The organism is Sporosarcina luteola, assembly GCF_023715535.1.
GTDB classification, from domain to species: Bacteria; Bacillota; Bacilli; order Bacillales_A; family Planococcaceae; genus Sporosarcina; species Sporosarcina luteola_B.
In genome coordinates this window covers 106063-124172 of sequence record NZ_JAMBOI010000002.1, presented here as the reverse complement: position 1 = coordinate 124172, position 18110 = coordinate 106063, and the positions used below count along the sequence as shown (strand labels likewise).

The window sequence follows — 18110 nt, the reverse complement described above, 5'->3', positions numbered from 1 at the left end:
ACCTTTTCTATTGTTCGGACTTTTGATAGACTATTCAAAGATAGAGAAAAAGGGGGATTACTTTGAAAGTTTTACTGCAGCTTGGCTGGTTTTTCAAACAACGGAAGAAACAATATGGACTTGGCGTCGCAGCGCTCGTGTTCGTCTCCTTATTGCAATTGCTTCCTCCGAAAATCATCGGTTATATCGTCGATGATATTACATTGGGCACATTGACAGCTTCCGAGCTGACGAAATGGCTCATCATCTTAGCGGTTGCCGGAGTGTTAATGTATCTGTCACGCTATTATTGGCGCGTCATGATTTTCGGCTCCGCGGTGTTATTATCGCGAACGATGCGTGAGAAGTTATTCAATCATTTTACAAGAATGTCACCTTCCTTTTATCAAAAAAGAAGGGTTGGGGACTTGATGGCCCATGCGACAAATGACATTAACGCCGTTCAGCAGACGGCAGGAATGGGGATTTTGACGCTTGTCGACTCCATTTCCACGGGCGGTTTCGTCATCTTGACAATGGCATTGACCATCAACTGGAAATTGACAGTCATAGCACTTATTCCGTTCCCATTCATGATTTTCCTAACAAGCTATTACGGAAGATTGTTGCGCAAACGCTTCCGATTTGCACAAGAGGCGTTTTCCAATCTGAACGATAAAACGCAGGAAAGCATTTCTGGCATAAAAGTAATCAAAACATTCGGTCAGCAAAAGGAAGATATTGAAGATTTCACGGATTTGTCGACGGATGTCGTCGCTAAAAATATGAGAGTGGCGAAAGTGGACGCACTATTCGATCCGACCATCACTGGCATATTTGCGGTATCTTATATCCTATCTTTCTACTTCGGAACAAAATTCATCATTTCAGGGGATATGTCCATCGGTGACATGGTGGCGTTCAGTACATATCTTGGATTGCTCGTATGGCCAATGCTCGCATTCGGATTCCTGTTCAATATCGTGGAACGCGGAAATGCTTCGTATAGCCGTATTACAGAACTATTGTCCATCGCTCCGGATATTAAAGATGTCACAGGAGCAATCGATCGCCGTCCCGAGGGGGATCTCCACTTCGACATCGATGAATTCAAATTCCCTGAAGATGAAACGCCGGCACTCCACGATGTCCATTTCACTTTGAAACGCGGAGAGACGCTAGGCATTGTAGGAAAGACCGGTTCCGGAAAAACGGCAATCCTGAAATTATTGCTGAGGGAATTTGAAGGGTACAAAGGAAGCATCGTGTATGGCGGCCACCCGATCAATCAATACAAACAACAGCGTTTACGCGAGTCAATCGGCTACGTGCCACAGGATCATTTCCTATTCTCAACGACGATTGCGGAGAATATCGCGTTCACAAATCCGAAAATCGATCGGGAAAAGATTCATGAAGCAGCAAGGCTCGCTCATATCCACGATGATATTGAAGGATTCGCAGAAGGCTATGAAACAGTCGTTGGGGAACGTGGGGTTTCCTTGTCCGGAGGCCAGAAGCAACGGGTATCCATTGCACGCGCACTGATCATGCAACCCGAATTGCTCATTTTGGATGATTCGCTGTCAGCGGTTGACGCAAAAACTGAAGAAGCGATCCTCGAGTCGCTGAAGCGGACACGCACAGGCGAGACGACAGTCATTACGTCTCACCGATTAAGCGCCATCCAGCATGCCCATAAAATAATCGTCATGCATGAAGGTACGATTGTCGAGGCGGGCACACATGAAGAATTGATTGCAATGGACGGAAGATATAAGGAAATGTACGACTTGCAGCAATTGGAAGTACTTGTCGAGCAAGGAGGGGAAGAATGATGCAGTTGGAAAAACAGCCTAAATTGACAGCGAAGGATCAATGGAAAGTGTTCAAGCGGTTGATGCGCTATGTAATTCCACATAAAGTAAGCATCTCAATCGCGTTATTCTTCCTTGTTTTAACAATAGCAGGAAGCATTATCGGCCCACTCATCATCCAATCATTCATCGATAATTATTTGACGCCGCTCAACTTCCCGAAGAATGAAGTGATGACGCTTGCGCTCGTCTACATCGGGTTGCAAATATTCATTGTCGTCGTGTCCTATTTTCAGTCACTTCGTTTTCAGGACATCGCCTTAAAGGTAATTCAACAAATGAGGATCGATGTGTTCTCGAAAGTCCAAGGGCTAGGTATGCGTTACTTTGACAGGACACCTGCAGGAAGCATCGTGTCACGAGTGACGAACGACACGGAATCAATCAAAGAGATGTTTGTCAGTGTCGTTGTCACGTTCCTGCAAGCAATCTTCGTCATTATCGGTGTCTATATCGCTCTCTTTTCACTTGATGTGAAACTATCGTTTGCTTCCATGGTGCTTTTGCCGTTATTCTTGGCAATCATCATCGTTTACCGACGATACAGTGCGGATTTCTATCAGGATATCCGGGAGAGACTGAGCCAGTTGAATGCCAAGATTGCCGAATCATTATCAGGCATGGGCATGATCCAGGCTTTCCGGCAAGAGGAGCGTTTGTCTAAGGAGTTCGATGATATCAACGAGGGACACTATCGTGCAGGCATGCGGAACATTAAATTCGATAGTGTGCTGCTAGGACCATTCATCGACTTGCTATATGCATTCGCAATCGTTTGCGTCCTTGGCTATTTCGGATTCATGTCACTGGATAGTGCTGTCGAAGTAGGGATCATCTATGCATTCACAACGCTGATCGGCCGTTTATTCCAACCGGTCCAACAAGTGATGCAGCGGATGTCCATTTTCCAACAGGCGCTCGTTTCGGCGTCACGTGTATTTAAATTAATGGATGATCCTGACATGGAGCCTGCGCAACAGGAAACCGAGCATAAGGAAATCCAAGAAGGAACGATTGAATTCCGGAATGTGACGTTTTCCTACGACGGCAAGAACGATGTATTGAAAAATATCTCTTTCACTGCGAATGCCGGCGAAACCGTTGCGTTGGTCGGTCATACGGGAAGCGGAAAGAGCTCCATCATCAATCTGCTCATGAGGTTCTATGAGTACGGCCAAGGAGAAATCCTCATTGACGGTGTTTCCCTGAAGGACTTGCCGAAAGCGGAACTGAGGAAGAAGATTGGGTTAGTCCTACAGGATCCATTCCTGTTCTATGGCGATATCGAAAGCAATATACGCCTTCATAATGAAGGGATGTCCTCGGAGGAAGTACGTGCCGCAGCCGAATTTGTCCAGGCGAATGAATTTATTGAAAAGCTGCCGGATAAATATTCACAGAAAGTGACGGAACGGGGATCGACGTTCTCAAGCGGACAGCGCCAACTTGTCGCGTTCGCACGGACAATCGCGACAAATCCGAAAATCCTCGTGTTGGATGAAGCGACTGCTAATATCGACACGGAAACGGAAGTCGCCATCCAAGCGAGCCTGGAAAAAATGCGGAAGGGCCGGACCACAATTGCCATCGCCCATCGGTTGAGCACAATCCAGGATGCAGAACTGATCCTCGTCCTCCACCAAGGCGAGATTGTCGAACGTGGAAACCACCAGCAATTGCTGACGCAAAAAGGATTGTATTATATGATGTATCAGCTTCAAAATGGAATTATGGATGACGCAATATAAGATATAGATGAACCGGCTTGCTTGCATTAAAAAATGCGATGCAAGCCGTTTTTTTTTGACAAGAAATGATGTCATAAACATTTCACAGTTAAAATAAGCGAATTTCGGCTTCAGATTTGATACGATGGGAGAAGAAAAATGAAGGGGAGAGAATGATGGCAACTGATTTAAATATATTCCTAGCATTCGGCGCAGGTTTTCTCAGTTTTATTTCGCCTTGTGTCCTGCCATTGTATCCGGCATTCATATCTTATATTACCGGCATGTCGATCGACGATTTGAAAGCGGATTCGAAACGGATGAACCGCAACGGCATACTCCATACGATTTTCTTTTTACTCGGATTTTCGGTCGTTTTCGTCTTTTTAGGGTTCAGTACATCATTTGTCGGCACTTTCTTCATCCAGTATAAGGATCTGCTCAGACAAATCGGTGCCATTTTCATCGTGTTATTCGGACTTATGGTCATTGGATTGTTTACACCGAAGTTTTTAATGAAAGAACATCGGTTGCAATTCAAAAACCGTCCTGCCGGTTATTTAGGGACAGCATTGATCGGGCTCGCCTTTTCTGCGGGATGGCAACCGTGCATGGGACCGATCATCGGAGCCATAATCGGACTGGCGGCAGCAAATCCTGGTTCCAGTATGCTATACATGATGATGTATGTACTCGGTTTTGCGATTCCGTTTTTCGTCTTGTCGTTCTTCATTACACGACTTGGCTGGATTCGAAGAAACAGCAACCTAATAATGAAAGTCGGCGGTTATATTATGATTGCCTTCGGACTATTGCTGTTCTTTGACGGCATCGTTTTCCTAACAAGCTTACTAAGCCCGATATTCGGCGATTTCCAAGGTTTTTAACAATAATAGCCTCCGAGCATCTTGCTTGGAGGCGTAATTGATTTTTGAAGTGGAGGAACTGCCGATGAACGAAATCGGATCTTTTGAACAATGGCTAGATATCACCGCAAGTGAGCCGCGGCTATTATTGTTTGTCAAAACGGACCATTGCTCCGTCTGTGAAGGGCTTTATCCGCAAGTGGCCGAACTGGAAGAGGAATATCCATTCCCTTTTTATAGAGTGAATGCTGCACAAGTTCCTGAAATGGCGGGACAGCTTGCCTTATTCACCGCCCCGGTTGTCCTTCTGTTCCATCGGGGCAAGGAAACAGCCAGGTTTGCCAGATTCGTACAGATGGAACAGTTGAAGTACCGTTTGGACGAGTTGGTGGAGTGGGGGGAGGACCATGCTTGAGCTTGAGAGAATCGTTGATTTCATTTTCAATGAAATACCATCCGTCTACTTGATTGTCGGCTCAACGCTATTGTTTCTCTTTATGGGAACTATGGCGTTCATCGTCCGGACAAAGGCGGCGAAAAGACCGATTTCACCGAAAAGGATCATCTTGCCGCCACTGTTCATGTCGACAGGGGCGCTTATGTTTTTATTTGAAGAATTCAGGGTGCCCTTGCCCCAAGTCTTTGAATCGGTAATTGTCGGAATGCTATTTTCGATTGTGTTGATCAAAACAACAAATTTTGAAGTGAAGAATGAAAAGCTTTATGTCAAAAAGTCGCGAGCTTTCCTATTCATCCTATTTGGTCTGCTAATTGTACGTTTTGTCGCAAAATTGATTTTAAGCAGCACCATCGATGTCGGCGAGCTTGGAGGCATGTTCTGGATATTGGCATTCGGCATGATTGTTCCTTGGCGTATCGGGATGCTAGTGAAATTCTACAACCTAAAAAACACCATTAAAAAAACCTCCTAAATGTAAAGGAGGTTTTTTAGGTTCACGTCTAGACTCCGGTGACCAGCCCCTCGAGTCGCTTCAGTCTTGAAGCATAAGGCAAAGAACGCCTTATGTTCAAGCCTTCCAGCGCTTGTCGGGGCTAGGCGGTCACCTCCGCTTTTGTTAATCAAATAAATGCTCGTAAGGTGTGATATCGATTTCCATCGAGTCCAATTTCCTGCGTAAAAATTTATGATCTCGTTTCGGAGTAGCGATAATGTAACCGCGGATAATATGATCGAAGCTTATTGTCTTTGCACGGTCTTCCAACGCAATTTGACCGATTTTAGAGCCGATCTTCTGCTTGGCGACGTCACGGAATAATTCCGGAACGGGGCTGACGAGTTCATTCAATAAATCTTTCGCTTCCTCATTCCAGAGATGAAGGGATTCATTCACATAATGCTCTTCCCAATCAAGCGTCGATTTACCGTCCGCCTTCGGAAACACTTTCAGGAATTTGCGGAACATGAAAAAGCCGCCGATTCCAAAAAGGCCGATCAGGACGACACACCAAAAAATGATGAACCACATAAAAAAATCTTGCAACTGTCTTCACCTCTTCCATTCTATTCCCCATTATAAGAGCTTTTTCAAAAAAATACACGGACAAAGTATCCTTTCCTCCATTTCGGGTCGCATTGGAGGCCTTTTTAAATTCAATCCAGCGAAAGGCACACTGCGCTTGTTTCATTAAATGTGAAATGAACTTCACCGAAACGTCAAAGATTGGACAAGAACGATGACCCCATGCGGTTGTTTGATAAGTATGCATCTACTATGATAAAGTAAGTACTGAAAGTGGAGGAGTCCGTATATGCGCAAAAAAATATTTTTATTGTCCATTATGATGCTTATGCTAGTATTGAGTGCATGTTCAATGGGCGGGTTCAAGGCGGATCATAAATATAAGATTGACCCGTTTGAATTTACGAACCAACATAATGAGAAAGTATCCCTTGACGATTTGAAGGGGACTGTCTGGATTGCCCAGTTCGTCTTCACAAACTGTGAAACCGTCTGCCTGCCGATGATGGCGAATATGACAGATTTACAGAAAATGCTGCATGACGAAGGCGTCGTAGATTATAAAATCGTATCTTTCAGCATAGACCCTAAAAATGATACGCCTGAAGCTTTGCAGGAATACGTAGATGCATTCGAACCTGTCGATCAAAGCAAATGGGAAATGTTGACTGGATATAGCCAGGAAACGATTGAAAACTTGGCGATTGGATCTTTCAAGACGTTCGTCAGTAAGGCTCCAGGGGAAGACCAAGTTGTCCATGGAACGGCATTCAGCTTAGTCAATAAAGACGGAGTGTCTGTAAAGACTTACAGTGGTGCGGAAGAAGTTCCTTACGAGGAAATTGTGAAAGACATGAAAGCGCTCATTAAAGAAAAGCCTAAATCGTAACGAGAATGAAATGAAAAGGGTGGTACAGTGAAGAAGAAGAAAAAGGGGTTATCTATTAAAACGAAAATTTTCATGATCGTTTTACTTATCCCTATTGCTGTAACCACCTTCACCATATCGGCTATTATTTGGACAGGTATCCAAAACCCCGAGCTCATAAAAAAATCTGCAAGCACGTTGCTGGAATTCCAAGATCGTCATACCGCATTGGTCATACCGGAAGAGTATATTCCGGTCTATCAAGCGGCTGCAACGGAGTACGGCATTCCTTGGACGCTTCTCGCTGCCCATCATCGGATTGAAACACGCTTTTCGACGATGGATCCTTTATTATCTCCAGCCGGTGCGGAAGGTCATATGCAGTTCATGCCTTGCACATTTGTAGGGTGGGGATATCCGGGATGCGAAGGCCTTGGAAAAGGGAGTATACCCGATAAGGACAAGACCGATCCTGCTGTCATTAAAAAATATGGAGGATACGGAGTCGATGCTAACGGGGATGGATTTGCAGATCCTTTTGATATTGAAGATGCGATATTCAGCGCCGCACATTATTTGTCCAAAAGCGGGGCAGCCGATGGGGAGATTGAAAAGGCGGTATTCCATTACAACCATAGTGATAAATATGTAGAAGACGTCTTATGGTTCTTCAATGAGTTTGAAGCTCAAAGACTGGAAAGTAAATGAAAAGAGCGTCAAGAGAAAAATCTCTTGACGCTCTTTTTCATTTTTACATTAGGTAGCTCTGCGCATCGATTTCATGATCAAGCTCACAATAAACACGAGGATGATCGCGCCGAGTAATGCAGGTAGGATATAGAAGTCCGAAACTTTAGGACCCCATGATCCAAGCAACATACCGCCAATCCAAGCACCGATGATACCGGCAATGATATTACCTATGACTCCACCTGGAATATCTTTTCCTAAAATAAGTCCTGCGAGCCAACCGATAATTCCACCAATAATTAGAAACCAAATAAAGCTCATTTAATCCATCTCCTTTTTTAGTGATTCATAATTTCTTATGTAGTATTTGGATATCCGTTTTTTCAATACCTTAAACATCTACAGAAGAGAATCACTAAAAAAATATCGATATTAGCGGATAACTTTGGCCCCGAGTGTCTTTTCAAAATGTCGTAGTGCCCATTCATGGCCAGCAGGGTCAAAGCTCGCAACCCCTCTTTCGTGGATAACGATATCAAAGCCTCTATTATAGGCATCGACAGATGTATGAAGAATGCATATGTCCGTGCAAACGCCGACAAGATGCAATTCAGTTATTCCGCGTGCTCGAAGCTGTAATTCGAGGTCGGTTCCTGCAAAAGCGCTAAAACGCGTTTTATCCATCCAGATAATCTGATCTTGATTCTCTTCATATAAAGCGTGAAGTGCACCGTATGGATTCCGTCCCGCTGTCCCTTTAATATTGTGCGGAGGGAACATCCTTGATTCGGGATGGTAAGTGTCATTTTCTTCGTGAAGATCGACGGGCATTATGACAAGATCCCCTTCGGCCAAGAACTCCTTTGTCAGGTCAACAATATACGGTTCCAAGTCGATGCCTGGTTGACCGCATGACAATGCTCCGTCCTCTGCAACGAAATCATACGTGTAATCGATTACTAACAATGCTTTTTTCAACAATCCCACTCCCTTTTCCATATCTTCCTATCTATAATGCCACATATATAATAAAAACTCAGTAGATTTCTATTACACAGATTCAAAACTTTGCGCGAACGAGTTTTTCAGAATATACTTGACAGTGAGCTGATTCTTTATGCCTTCATACATACGGTCATCAGGTTTTCTTATGAAAGACTATAATTTTTAAGTATTTTACTTATGAACTTAGCTGTACTATGATGGAGTAGAGAAACGCTTACACAAAACCTTTTCAATAGATAAAGGAGGAATTCACAAATGGCGAAGAGTAATTTGCACAACAGCCGCAAATCTTTCGAGTTGAAGGGTAAAACATATAACTATTACCATATTAAAGCACTTGAAGATGCCGGCGTTGCGAATATTTCCAGACTACCTTATTCAGTAAAAGTGCTACTTGAGTCCGTCCTGCGCCAACATGACGGGTATGTGATCAAAGACGAACACGTTGAAAACCTGGCAAAATGGGGCAAGGATGCAGACAAGGACGCAGAAGTCCCTTTCAAACCTTCCCGCGTAATCCTACAAGACTTCACTGGAGTTCCAGTTGTCGTTGACCTAGCATCTCTGCGTTCAGCTATGGCTGAAATGGGCGGAGATCCAAACAAAATCAATCCGGAAATTCCGGTTGACCTTGTTATCGACCACTCGGTACAAGTTGACCGCTACGGCACATCAGATGCACTTCGCCTTAACATGGAACTTGAATTCGAACGTAACGCTGAACGTTATCAATTCCTGAGCTGGGCGCAAAAAGCGTACGATAACTATCGCGCTGTACCTCCTGCAACAGGTATCGTTCACCAAGTAAACCTTGAGTACCTTGCTGCGGTTGTCCATGAAGTGGAAAACGAAGATGGCACATTTGAAACGTATCCGGACACACTTGTCGGAACAGACTCCCACACAACAATGATCAACGGTATCGGAGTTCTCGGATGGGGTGTTGGTGGAATTGAAGCTGAAGCAGGAATGCTTGGACAGCCTTCATATTTCCCAATTCCAGAAGTAATCGGTGTGAAACTAGTCGGCGAACTTCCGAACGGAACGACAGCAACTGACCTTGCGCTTAAAGTGACACAAACACTCCGTGCACATGGTGTTGTTGGTAAATTCGTCGAGTTCTTCGGACCTGGCGTATCGAAATTACCTCTTGCAGACCGTGCGACAATTGCTAACATGGCTCCTGAATACGGCGCAACTTGCGGTTTCTTCCCAGTTGACGAAGAATCTCTTGATTACATGCGTTTGACAGGCCGTGATGAAGAGCATATTCAAGTCGTACAAAAATATCTTGAAGAGAACGACATGTTCTTCACTCCTGATAAAGAAGAGCCGACATATACGGAAGTAATTGAAATCGATCTTACAAAAATCGAAGCGAACCTTGCTGGACCAAAACGTCCACAAGACTTGATTCCGCTTTCCGGATTACAACGTTCGTTCAAAGATTCTGTTGTAGCTCCTGAAGGGAACCAAGGCTTCGGTCTTACTCCGAAGGAATTTGAAAAGAAAGCTACAGTCGAGTTCGCAGACGGCCGTACTGTCGGCATGACAACAGGAGACCTTGCAATTGCAGCTATCACTTCTTGTACGAACACTTCCAACCCATACGTAATGTTAGGTGCTGGACTTGTTGCGAAGAAGGCTGTCGAAAAAGGACTTACACCTCCTGCATACGTGAAAACATCACTTGCGCCAGGTTCAAAAGTCGTTACAGGCTACCTCGAAGAATCCGGCCTTTCCGATTATTTGGATCAAATCGGATTCAACACAGTCGGTTACGGGTGTACGACTTGTATCGGAAACTCCGGTCCACTTCTTCCTGAAATCGAGAAAACGATCACGGAAAACGACCTGTTAGTTTCATCTGTTCTATCCGGTAACCGTAACTTCGAAGGACGTATCCATCCGCTTGTAAAAGCGAACTACTTGGCTTCACCGCCACTTGTTGTCGCTTATGCACTTGCTGGTACTGTCGATATCGATTTTGAAAAAGATCCAATCGGTAAAGCAAAAGACGGCACAGATGTTTACTTCAAAGATATCTGGCCAACAACGGAAGAAGTGAAGGAAGTCGTCAAAGCGACAGTAACACCTGAACTATTCCGTAAAGAATATGCTCGCGTATTCACTGAAAACGAAGCATGGAATGCTATCGAGACAACTGACGATTCATTATATGATTTCGATGAAAACTCGACATATATCCAAAACCCGCCGTTCTTCGAAGGGCTTTCAAAAGAGCCTGCTGATATCGAAGCTCTAGCTGGACTTCGTGTCATCGGTAAATTCGGTGATTCAATCACGACGGACCATATTTCTCCTGCAGGTGCAATCGGTAAAGATACACCGGCTGGTAAATACTTGCGCGAACACGGCGTAGAGCCACGTTACTTCAACTCATACGGTTCCCGCCGTGGTAACCATGAAGTGATGATGCGCGGTACATTCGCGAATATCCGTATCCGTAACCAAATTGCGAAAGGCACGGAAGGCGGCTACACAACATATTGGCCGACAAAAGAAATCTGCCCGATCTATGACGCAGCTATGCGTTATCAGGAGGACGGAACAGGTCTTGTCATTCTTGCTGGTAAAGATTACGGAATGGGCTCTTCACGTGACTGGGCTGCAAAAGGTACTTCACTACTAGGTATCAGAACAGTCATCGCGGAAAGCTATGAGCGTATCCACCGTTCAAACCTAGTCATGATGGGTGTTCTTCCTCTTCAATTTATGAAGGGAGAAAGCGCTGAAACTCTTGGTCTTACTGGCGAAGAAGAAATCAGCGTGAACATCGCGGAAGGTGTAAAACCTCGCGATATCCTGAAAGTGACAGCAACTGCGAAAGACGGTTCTGTTAAAGAATTCGACGTGCTTGCACGTTTCGACTCTGATGTAGAAGTAGACTACTACCGTCACGGCGGAATCCTTCAAATGGTTCTTCGTGATAAAATGAAAAACAACTAATAGACACAACAAAGGCGTCCGATTAAATCGGGCGCCTATTCTTTATGTTCTTTTCTTCAATGGACAATCATACAATCTAAAGATGGCTATCAACCACAAAAAGAGATGTAACCTAGGAGGGTTATTTTAGTGCGATTGAAAAAACTTAGTATGATTGTAACTTCTTCCGTTTTGTCTATTGGCATGTTTTCATCGATTGCCGGTGCTTCAACCACTATGAATGGACAACCAGAAAAGGTACGGATCCAAGTCGCGGCCACTAATACGATTATCTCGAAAGACGAATTGGTCAAGAAATTTAAGAAGATGTTCCCCGATCGGTTTGATTTCCTGACGAACAGTGATTTTCAATTGAACAGTGCGCATATTTATCCTGAAGACGAAACGGTGCGTCATGATCTTTATTTCACCAAAATGATTGATGGGAAGAGAGTGCACGGGAATATAGGTTTTGTCGGGGAGGAGCTCGCTATTGAATCCTTTTCCTATCAGCCTCCAAACGTAAAAGATGCATTGTTTCCGGCAAAAGTTTCAAAAGAACAAGCAAGGAAAATCGCAGAAGATTTCATGAAAAATTTGATTGACGGAAAAGACTATCAGTTAGAAACGGATACCTTCAATTATTACCCACAGCAAATCTTAACAGAGCCGGTACGTTACTCATTTTCATTCACACGCACGGAAAATCAGGTGTCCATCGCTGATCAAAGAATGGAGATATCTGTATTAGGGAACGGTGAAGTCGTTAATTTTTACAAGATGTTTCCACAGTCTACATCATCCACTTTTGATGATGTTACACAAATAAAAGATAAGGATGCAATGGTAAAGCAAGTAAAAGATAATTTTTCCGTAGATTTGAATTACCAGATTAACTATGATTACCAGACGGGTGAACGGAGTGCAGAGCTCGTCTACCGACCAACGGCGAAATTGCAAGGTGTAGAAGCGGCAACAGGGAAATGGTTGACCGCAAATGGATATGCATCAGATTTTCCGGCGAAAACTAAAATTGAACCAATTACGGAGAAACCTCTTCCGATAAAACAAGATGGGATTACTATAGAGGATGCAAAGAAAATTGCTGAACAATTCCTTGCAATTGATTCCCAAAAAATAAAGTTAAAGATAGAGTCGATCCACGAAATGGAGAACTATAATGGTGTACCCGTCATTTATGTCCAATATATGTATCAGCATGCAAACGGCGGATCAGGATCGAGCTTGGAAATCAATAAAAACACCGGAGAAATTGTCCATTACTATAATATGAAAGACCATTTGCTAGTGGAAATTGGGGAGGAGCCAAAAACAGAGGATGCACTTTCCCGACAGGAAGCACTCAGTGAAGGTGTGAAGTTTCTAAAGAAATGGGCTCCTTCCAATTTGCATACGTATGCAATGCCTATAGATGAACCTTATTTTGATGAAAGATTGGGTACTTATTCCTTTGCGTTCCCAAGAATTATGAACGGCATTGTCGTGGTTGGAGATCAGATCAGTGTAGGAATAGCGGCGGACGGGTCATTAAACAGTCTATATGTCAATTATCAAGAGATGGAGAACTGGCCGTCAAGCGACGATGTCATTTCAGAACAAGAGGCAAAAACATTATTTGAAGAGGCGCTTACCCTGAAGCTCACGTATATGAAACATGCAAAGAAGGAAAAGGAAAGCCATTACGACCTCGTCTATTTACCTGTATTCAATGAGGATCCATTCAGTTATGTGAATGCCAATACAGGAGAATGGAGTAACATGTTGAATGGCAAAGACTCAATCACAGTGAAACATCCTTGGGCGGAAGAAGAGCTCAATTATCTCATTAACGCTAAAGTATTGGATGTGAAAGATGCAAAGAGCTTTAACGGGGATGCCGCCATATCAAAGGGTGAAGCATTAAAGGTGCTTATGAACTCACTCACTTATTTTTATTACGGCGGTTATTACTACGGACAGGAAGAACTCAATCAGACGTTTGACAATATTGACCCTAAACATCCATTATATCAGGAAATTGAACGTGCCGTTGAAGCGGGGATCATTAAAGCGGATGGTAAGAATTTCGCTGTCGATGCACCAGTCACAAGAGAAGAACTTTCCACTTGGATGATTCGAGTATTAGGGCTTGAGCAGGCCGCAAAAGATGACAGCATCTTTAAGCTTGGCTTTGTGGATGCCGATAAAGTGCAATCCGCAAATACGGGTTATGTAGCTATAGCAAACTCATTGGGCTTACTAAAAGAAGAGAAAAACCGATTCAATCCTGAACGTGAAGTGTCCTACGCAGAGTTGGCAGTATCAACCATTCGGCTAGCGCATGCAATTGCAGAAAATGGAAGAGGTTTGCGTTATTAATAATCGTTAAAGACCGCTGAGAAAACTGTAGACCGCATTCTTCCCTTCGAGGGTCGAATGCGGTTTTTTCGACTTGCTATCTAACTGACTTTACTTTACGTACTAGTTGTAAACATATATAATATACATAATTATGAAATATTTTATATATTTTGTAATTTAATTATTACCATAGTAAGTAGAAATATAGAAAATGGGGGGATGAAGGGCAAATAGGTTGTACTATTACGAAAATAGGGGGATTATTTTGGTGAAATTTAAAAAAATGGGTATGATGTTAACCTCATCAGTTTTGTCGTTCGGCATGTTTTCATCAATTGCAAACGCTTCAACTACAGTTTATGGACAACCAGAAAACACACGAATCGAAGTTGCAGCTGCTGACACTGTTGTCACGAAAGAAGAATTGATCAAGAAATTTCGGGATATGTTCCCCAAGCAGTTTAACTTTTTAACGAATAGTGATTTTCATGTGAGAAGTGCATATATTTATCCGGAAGATGAAAAACTGCGGCATGATTTAACTTTCACAAAGACCGTAAATGGGAAGCAGGTATACGGGAATGTAGGTTTTGTGGGTGAGAAACCGGAAATCGAGTATTTTTCCTATCAACCTGCAGAGGTGAAGGATGCTTTGTTTCCTGCAAAAGTTTCCAAAGAAGAAGCAAAGAAAATAGCAGAAGGTTTTATGAAAGAGATTCTTGACGGAAAAGACTATCAATTAGAAACAAACACTTTCAATTATTCTCCGCAACAAATCTTAACAGAGCCGATTCGTTATTCATTCAGTTTCGCACGGACAGTAAACCAAGTCTCCGTTGCGGATCAAAGAATAGACGTGTCTGTTCTAGGAAATGGCGAAATCGTTGGTTTCCACAAAATGTCACCATCAGTTGCATCATCCACCTATGAGGACGTCACACAAATAAAAGATATGGATGAAATGCTAACGAAAGTTAAAGAAAATCTTTCTGCAGACTTGAATTATCAAATAAACTACGATTACCAAACGAACGACCGCACTGTAGAGCTCGTCTACCGTCCAACAGCAAACATACAAGGCATTGAAGCGGCAACTGGGAAGTGGATGACTGCAAACGGCTACGCAGCAGACTTGCCAAGTAAGATGAAGATCGAAAAAATTGCAGCAAGTCCACTCCCGGCAAAACAGGATGGGATTTCAGTAGACGAAGCGAAAAAGTTTGCCGAACACCTCCTTGCGATTGATTCCGATAAAATAAAATTAACGATCGAGTCAGTTCAAGAAATAGAGAACTATAATGGTTTGCCAGTTATTTCAGTCCATTATATGTATCAATATAGAAATGGCGGAAGTGGATCAAATTTAGAAATTAATAAAAAGACAGGCGAAATTGTCAACTACCATAATATGAAGGATCACCTACTGTCGGACTTCGAAGAGGGCACTACCAACAAGGATGGACTCTCCCAACAGGAGGCACTCAGCAAAGCTGTAAACTATTTAAAGGAATGGTCCCCATCCTATCTGCATAACTACGCAATGCCAATAGGAGAACCTTATGTTGACGAACGAGTAGGCTCGTATCACTTCACATTCCCAAGAGTCGTAAATGGGATTATCGTCCATGGAGATCAGATCTACGTATCAATAGCGGCTGACGGTACATTAAACAGCCTGAATGTCGATCATCAAGAGGTGGAAAACTGGCCATCGGTCGATGATGTAATTTCTGGGCAAGAGGCAAAAACATTATTCGAAGAGGCGCTTAACCTTAAGCTCACGTATATGAAGCATGCTAAAAGTGGAAAGGAAAATCATTATGATCTCGTCTATTTGCCTATATTTAACGACGAGCCGTTTAGTTATGTGAATGCGCGTACAGGCGAATGGAATAACTTGTTTAGCGGCAATGATTCAGTGACCGTTTCTCACCCATGGGCGGAAGAGGAGCTCAATTACCTCATTGCCGCTAAAGTATTGGACGTGAAAGACGGTAAGAGCTTTAACCCCGATGCTGCCATTTCAAAAGGAGAGGCATTGAAAGTGGTTATGAATTCGCTCTCCTATTTTTATCGTGGCGGTTATTACTTCGGACAGGAAAACATGAACCAAACGTTTGATAATATCGATCCGAAACATCCGTTATATCACCAAATTGAGCGTGCGGTTGAATTGGGCATCATCAAAGCGGATGGAAATAACTTCAATCTCGATTCGCCAATTACAAGAGAAGAACTTTCCGTTTGGATGATTCGTGTGTTAGGCCTGGAGCAGGCAGCAAAAAATAACAGCATCTTTAAATTAGATTTTGCTGATGCGCAAAAGGTACAGTCTGCGAATGCAGGTTATGTAGCGTTAGCAAATTCACTAGGCTTGTTAAAAGTGGAGAAAAATGAGTTTAATCCTAATCGGGAAGTGACATATGCAGAGTTGGCAGTGTCGACGATTCGTCTAGCCCATGCAATCGCTGAAAGTGGAAGAGGTCTGCGATATTAACGAGTAGCTATTGACATAAACAAAATGCTCGCATATAATACAATAAAATTAATTATCAATAAACGAGCGTTGAGAAGGACTTGAATCATTTCGAAAGCATTGCCAGAGAACAGGACCATGGCTGGAAGTCCTGTAGCGGAAAAGATGATTAACCACCTTCGAGCTATCATAGAGGACTGCGTATGTAGAAAACTATGATCGGGAGACCGTTATCGATTGAGCGCCTTGTTTTTAACTATGGCGAAATCAGGGTGGCACCACGACCGCATTCGTCCCTTTATTGGGGAAGAATGCGGTCTTTTTTAATTTCATATTCAGCACTGAGAAGGACATGAATCATATCGGAAGCTTTACCAGAGAACAGGATCATGGCTGAAAGTCCTGTGGCGGATGAATTGATTTACCACCTTTAAGCTATCATTGGGGACTGCATCTTGCAGGAAACTATGATCGGGAGACCGTTATCATTTGAGCGCCATGTTTTTACATATGGCGAAATTTGGGTGGCACCACGACCGCATTCGTCCCTTTACGAGGGAGGAGTGCGGTATTTTATTTTTATACAAATAGGAGGAATTACAATGTCAGTACAAATGGATATTGAAAAAAGGAATCATCGTAAATTGGGCCAGGAGCTTGAATTGTTTATGTCGTCGGAGGAAGCACCAGGCATGCCGTTTTATTTGCCGAAAGGGATGATCGTACGAAATGAGTTGGAGCAGTTTTGGAAACGAAAGCATCAGGAGGCGGGATATGAGGAGATCAAAACTCCGATCATGATGAAGCAGGAACTTTGGGAGCAATCCGGCCATTGGGATCACTATCATGAAAACATGTATTTCTCCGATGTGGATGAACAGCATTATGCTTTGAAGCCAATGAATTGTCCGGGTGCCATGCTTATTTTCAACCATAAACGGAGAAGTTACCGGGAACTGCCGATCCGTTATGCAGAATTGGGATTGGTCCATCGCCACGAGTTATCTGGGTCATTAAACGGACTTTTACGTGTTCGTGCATTTACACAGGACGATGCCCATCTTTTCGTCCGAAAAGATCAAATTGAACGGGAAATTGACAGCGTGTTGAATTTAATCGATGAGATCTATTCGGAATTCGGTTTCAGCTACGAGGTCGAATTATCAACAAGGCCTGAGAATTATATGGGTTCAATCGATTTATGGAACGAAGCGGAACAATCTCTGGAAGCAGTGCTGAAACAGCGGGGAATGGACTATCGGGTAAACGAAGGTGATGGCGCGTTCTACGGTCCGAAGATTGATTTTCATATATTAGATTCGTTAGGTCGGAGCTGGCAATGCGGCACAGTTCAACTCGATTTCCAAATGCCGGAAAAGTTCAATTGCCGTTATATTAATGAACAGAATGAACTGGAGTTTCCGATCATCATTCATCGCGCTATTTTCGGTTCAGTCGAAAGATTCCTCGCAATCTTGGTTGAGCATTACGCGGGGGAGTTCCCATTATGGCTCGCACCGGAACAAGTTAGAATCATACCGATTGCCGATAAACATGTTTCCTATGCCGAAGAAGTGAAGAGGGCGCTTGCTGCAAAAGGATATCGTGTAAGAGTGGATGATCGCGCTGAAAAGATGGGGTTGAAAATTAGGGAGTCGGAGAAGCAGAAGGTTCCTTATATGATGATTGTAGGTGATCAGGAATTTGAAAAACAAATGGTATCTGTCCGGAAGCGGAAAGAAGGGGATATCGGAAAATTGAAGATAGAGGAAGTGTTCGATATGCTCAACTGACTAATCTGTGCACTGACAGTATCCACCAAGGGCTAAGC

The 18110-nt window shown here is 43.4% G+C and carries 14 protein-coding genes; 11 read left to right on the top strand and 3 right to left on the bottom strand.

The window, feature by feature from the left end; genetic code table 11:
• Nucleotides 1-62 precede the first annotated feature (62 nt).
• From M3191_RS04080 to M3191_RS04060, 5 genes are all read left to right on the top strand, one after another.
• Nucleotides 63-1817: an ABC transporter ATP-binding protein gene (locus M3191_RS04080; protein WP_251698293.1), complete on the top strand. Its 1755-nt coding sequence runs from the start codon at nt 63-65 to the stop codon at nt 1815-1817.
• Complete coding sequence (locus M3191_RS04075; RefSeq protein ID WP_251699288.1) at nt 1817-3604, top strand: ABC transporter ATP-binding protein; 1788 nt, start codon at nt 1817-1819, stop codon at nt 3602-3604. The genes M3191_RS04080 and M3191_RS04075 overlap by 1 nt, the downstream gene beginning before the upstream one ends.
• A gap of 155 nt (nt 3605-3759) precedes the next feature.
• Entirely contained in the window at nt 3760-4470 is a 711-nt protein-coding gene (locus tag M3191_RS04070) for a cytochrome c biogenesis CcdA family protein (protein ID WP_251694601.1), read from the top strand.
• Nucleotides 4471-4507: 37 nt separating this feature from the next.
• Nucleotides 4508-4864, top strand: coding sequence for a thioredoxin family protein (locus M3191_RS04065; protein WP_435368135.1), 357 nt, complete (start codon nt 4508-4510; stop codon nt 4862-4864).
• A 22-nt stretch (nt 4865-4886) separates the two neighbouring features.
• Nucleotides 4887-5381, top strand: coding sequence for a CcdC family protein (locus tag M3191_RS04060; RefSeq protein ID WP_251699284.1), 495 nt, complete (start codon nt 4887-4889; stop codon nt 5379-5381).
• A gap of 144 nt (nt 5382-5525) precedes the next feature.
• On the opposite strand, the gene M3191_RS04055 is transcribed toward M3191_RS04060, so the two are convergent.
• Entirely contained in the window at nt 5526-5936 is a 411-nt protein-coding gene (locus M3191_RS04055) for a DUF2621 domain-containing protein (protein ID WP_251699282.1), read from the bottom strand.
• Nucleotides 5937-6219: 283 nt separating this feature from the next.
• Here M3191_RS04055 and M3191_RS04050 point away from each other — a divergent pair, with 283 nt between their 5' ends.
• The gene (locus M3191_RS04050; RefSeq protein ID WP_251698292.1) at nt 6220-6819 is read left to right on the top strand and encodes an SCO family protein; all 600 of its coding nucleotides are present in this window, start codon (nt 6220-6222) and stop codon (nt 6817-6819) included.
• 27 nt (nt 6820-6846) lie between these two features.
• Nucleotides 6847-7506, top strand: a complete 660-nt coding sequence (locus M3191_RS04045) for a lytic transglycosylase domain-containing protein (protein WP_251698290.1) — start codon at nt 6847-6849, stop codon at nt 7504-7506.
• Between the two features lie 48 nt (nt 7507-7554).
• Here M3191_RS04045 and M3191_RS04040 read toward each other — a convergent pair whose 3' ends face one another.
• Both M3191_RS04040 and M3191_RS04035 read right to left on the bottom strand, forming a co-directional pair.
• Complete coding sequence (locus M3191_RS04040) at nt 7555-7809, bottom strand: GlsB/YeaQ/YmgE family stress response membrane protein (protein ID WP_251624282.1); 255 nt, start codon at nt 7807-7809, stop codon at nt 7555-7557.
• A gap of 111 nt (nt 7810-7920) precedes the next feature.
• The gene (locus M3191_RS04035; RefSeq protein ID WP_251698288.1) at nt 7921-8466 is read right to left on the bottom strand and encodes a cysteine hydrolase family protein; all 546 of its coding nucleotides are present in this window, start codon (nt 8464-8466) and stop codon (nt 7921-7923) included.
• A 282-nt stretch (nt 8467-8748) separates the two neighbouring features.
• Between M3191_RS04035 and acnA the strand changes: the two genes are divergently transcribed.
• The 4 genes from acnA to thrS all read left to right on the top strand — a co-directional run bounded on the left by acnA (nt 8749) and on the right by thrS (nt 18072).
• Nucleotides 8749-11463, top strand: coding sequence for an aconitate hydratase AcnA (gene acnA / locus M3191_RS04030; RefSeq protein WP_251698286.1), 2715 nt, complete (start codon nt 8749-8751; stop codon nt 11461-11463).
• Nucleotides 11464-11592: 129 nt separating this feature from the next.
• Nucleotides 11593-13821, top strand: a complete 2229-nt coding sequence (locus M3191_RS04025) for an S-layer homology domain-containing protein (RefSeq protein ID WP_251698284.1) — start codon at nt 11593-11595, stop codon at nt 13819-13821.
• A 250-nt stretch (nt 13822-14071) separates the two neighbouring features.
• Nucleotides 14072-16300, top strand: coding sequence for a PepSY1/2 domain-containing protein (locus tag M3191_RS18650; RefSeq protein WP_251698282.1), 2229 nt, complete (start codon nt 14072-14074; stop codon nt 16298-16300).
• 581 nt (nt 16301-16881) lie between these two features.
• Nucleotides 16882-18072 carry a threonine--tRNA ligase gene (gene thrS / locus M3191_RS04015; protein ID WP_251698280.1) on the top strand — a complete coding sequence of 397 codons (1191 nt, stop codon included), beginning with the start codon at nt 16882-16884 and terminating at the stop codon, nt 18070-18072.
• Nucleotides 18073-18110: the final 38 nt, after the last annotated feature.

What these genes read in the sequence shown, in the direction of transcription:
- thrS (WP_251698280.1), top strand. Translation starts at nt 16,882, where the DNA reads ATGTCAGTACAAATGGATATTGAAAAAAGGAATCATCGTAAATTGGGC.
- M3191_RS04055 (WP_251699282.1), bottom strand. Translation starts at nt 5,936, where the DNA reads ATGTGGTTCATCATTTTTTGGTGTGTCGTCCTGATCGGCCTTTTTGGA.
- acnA (WP_251698286.1), top strand. Translation starts at nt 8,749, where the DNA reads ATGGCGAAGAGTAATTTGCACAACAGCCGCAAATCTTTCGAGTTGAAG.
- M3191_RS04070 (WP_251694601.1), top strand. Translation starts at nt 3,760, where the DNA reads ATGGCAACTGATTTAAATATATTCCTAGCATTCGGCGCAGGTTTTCTC.
- M3191_RS04050 (WP_251698292.1), top strand. Translation starts at nt 6,220, where the DNA reads ATGCGCAAAAAAATATTTTTATTGTCCATTATGATGCTTATGCTAGTA.
- M3191_RS04040 (WP_251624282.1), bottom strand. Translation starts at nt 7,809, where the DNA reads ATGAGCTTTATTTGGTTTCTAATTATTGGTGGAATTATCGGTTGGCTC.
- M3191_RS04075 (WP_251699288.1), top strand. Translation starts at nt 1,817, where the DNA reads ATGCAGTTGGAAAAACAGCCTAAATTGACAGCGAAGGATCAATGGAAA.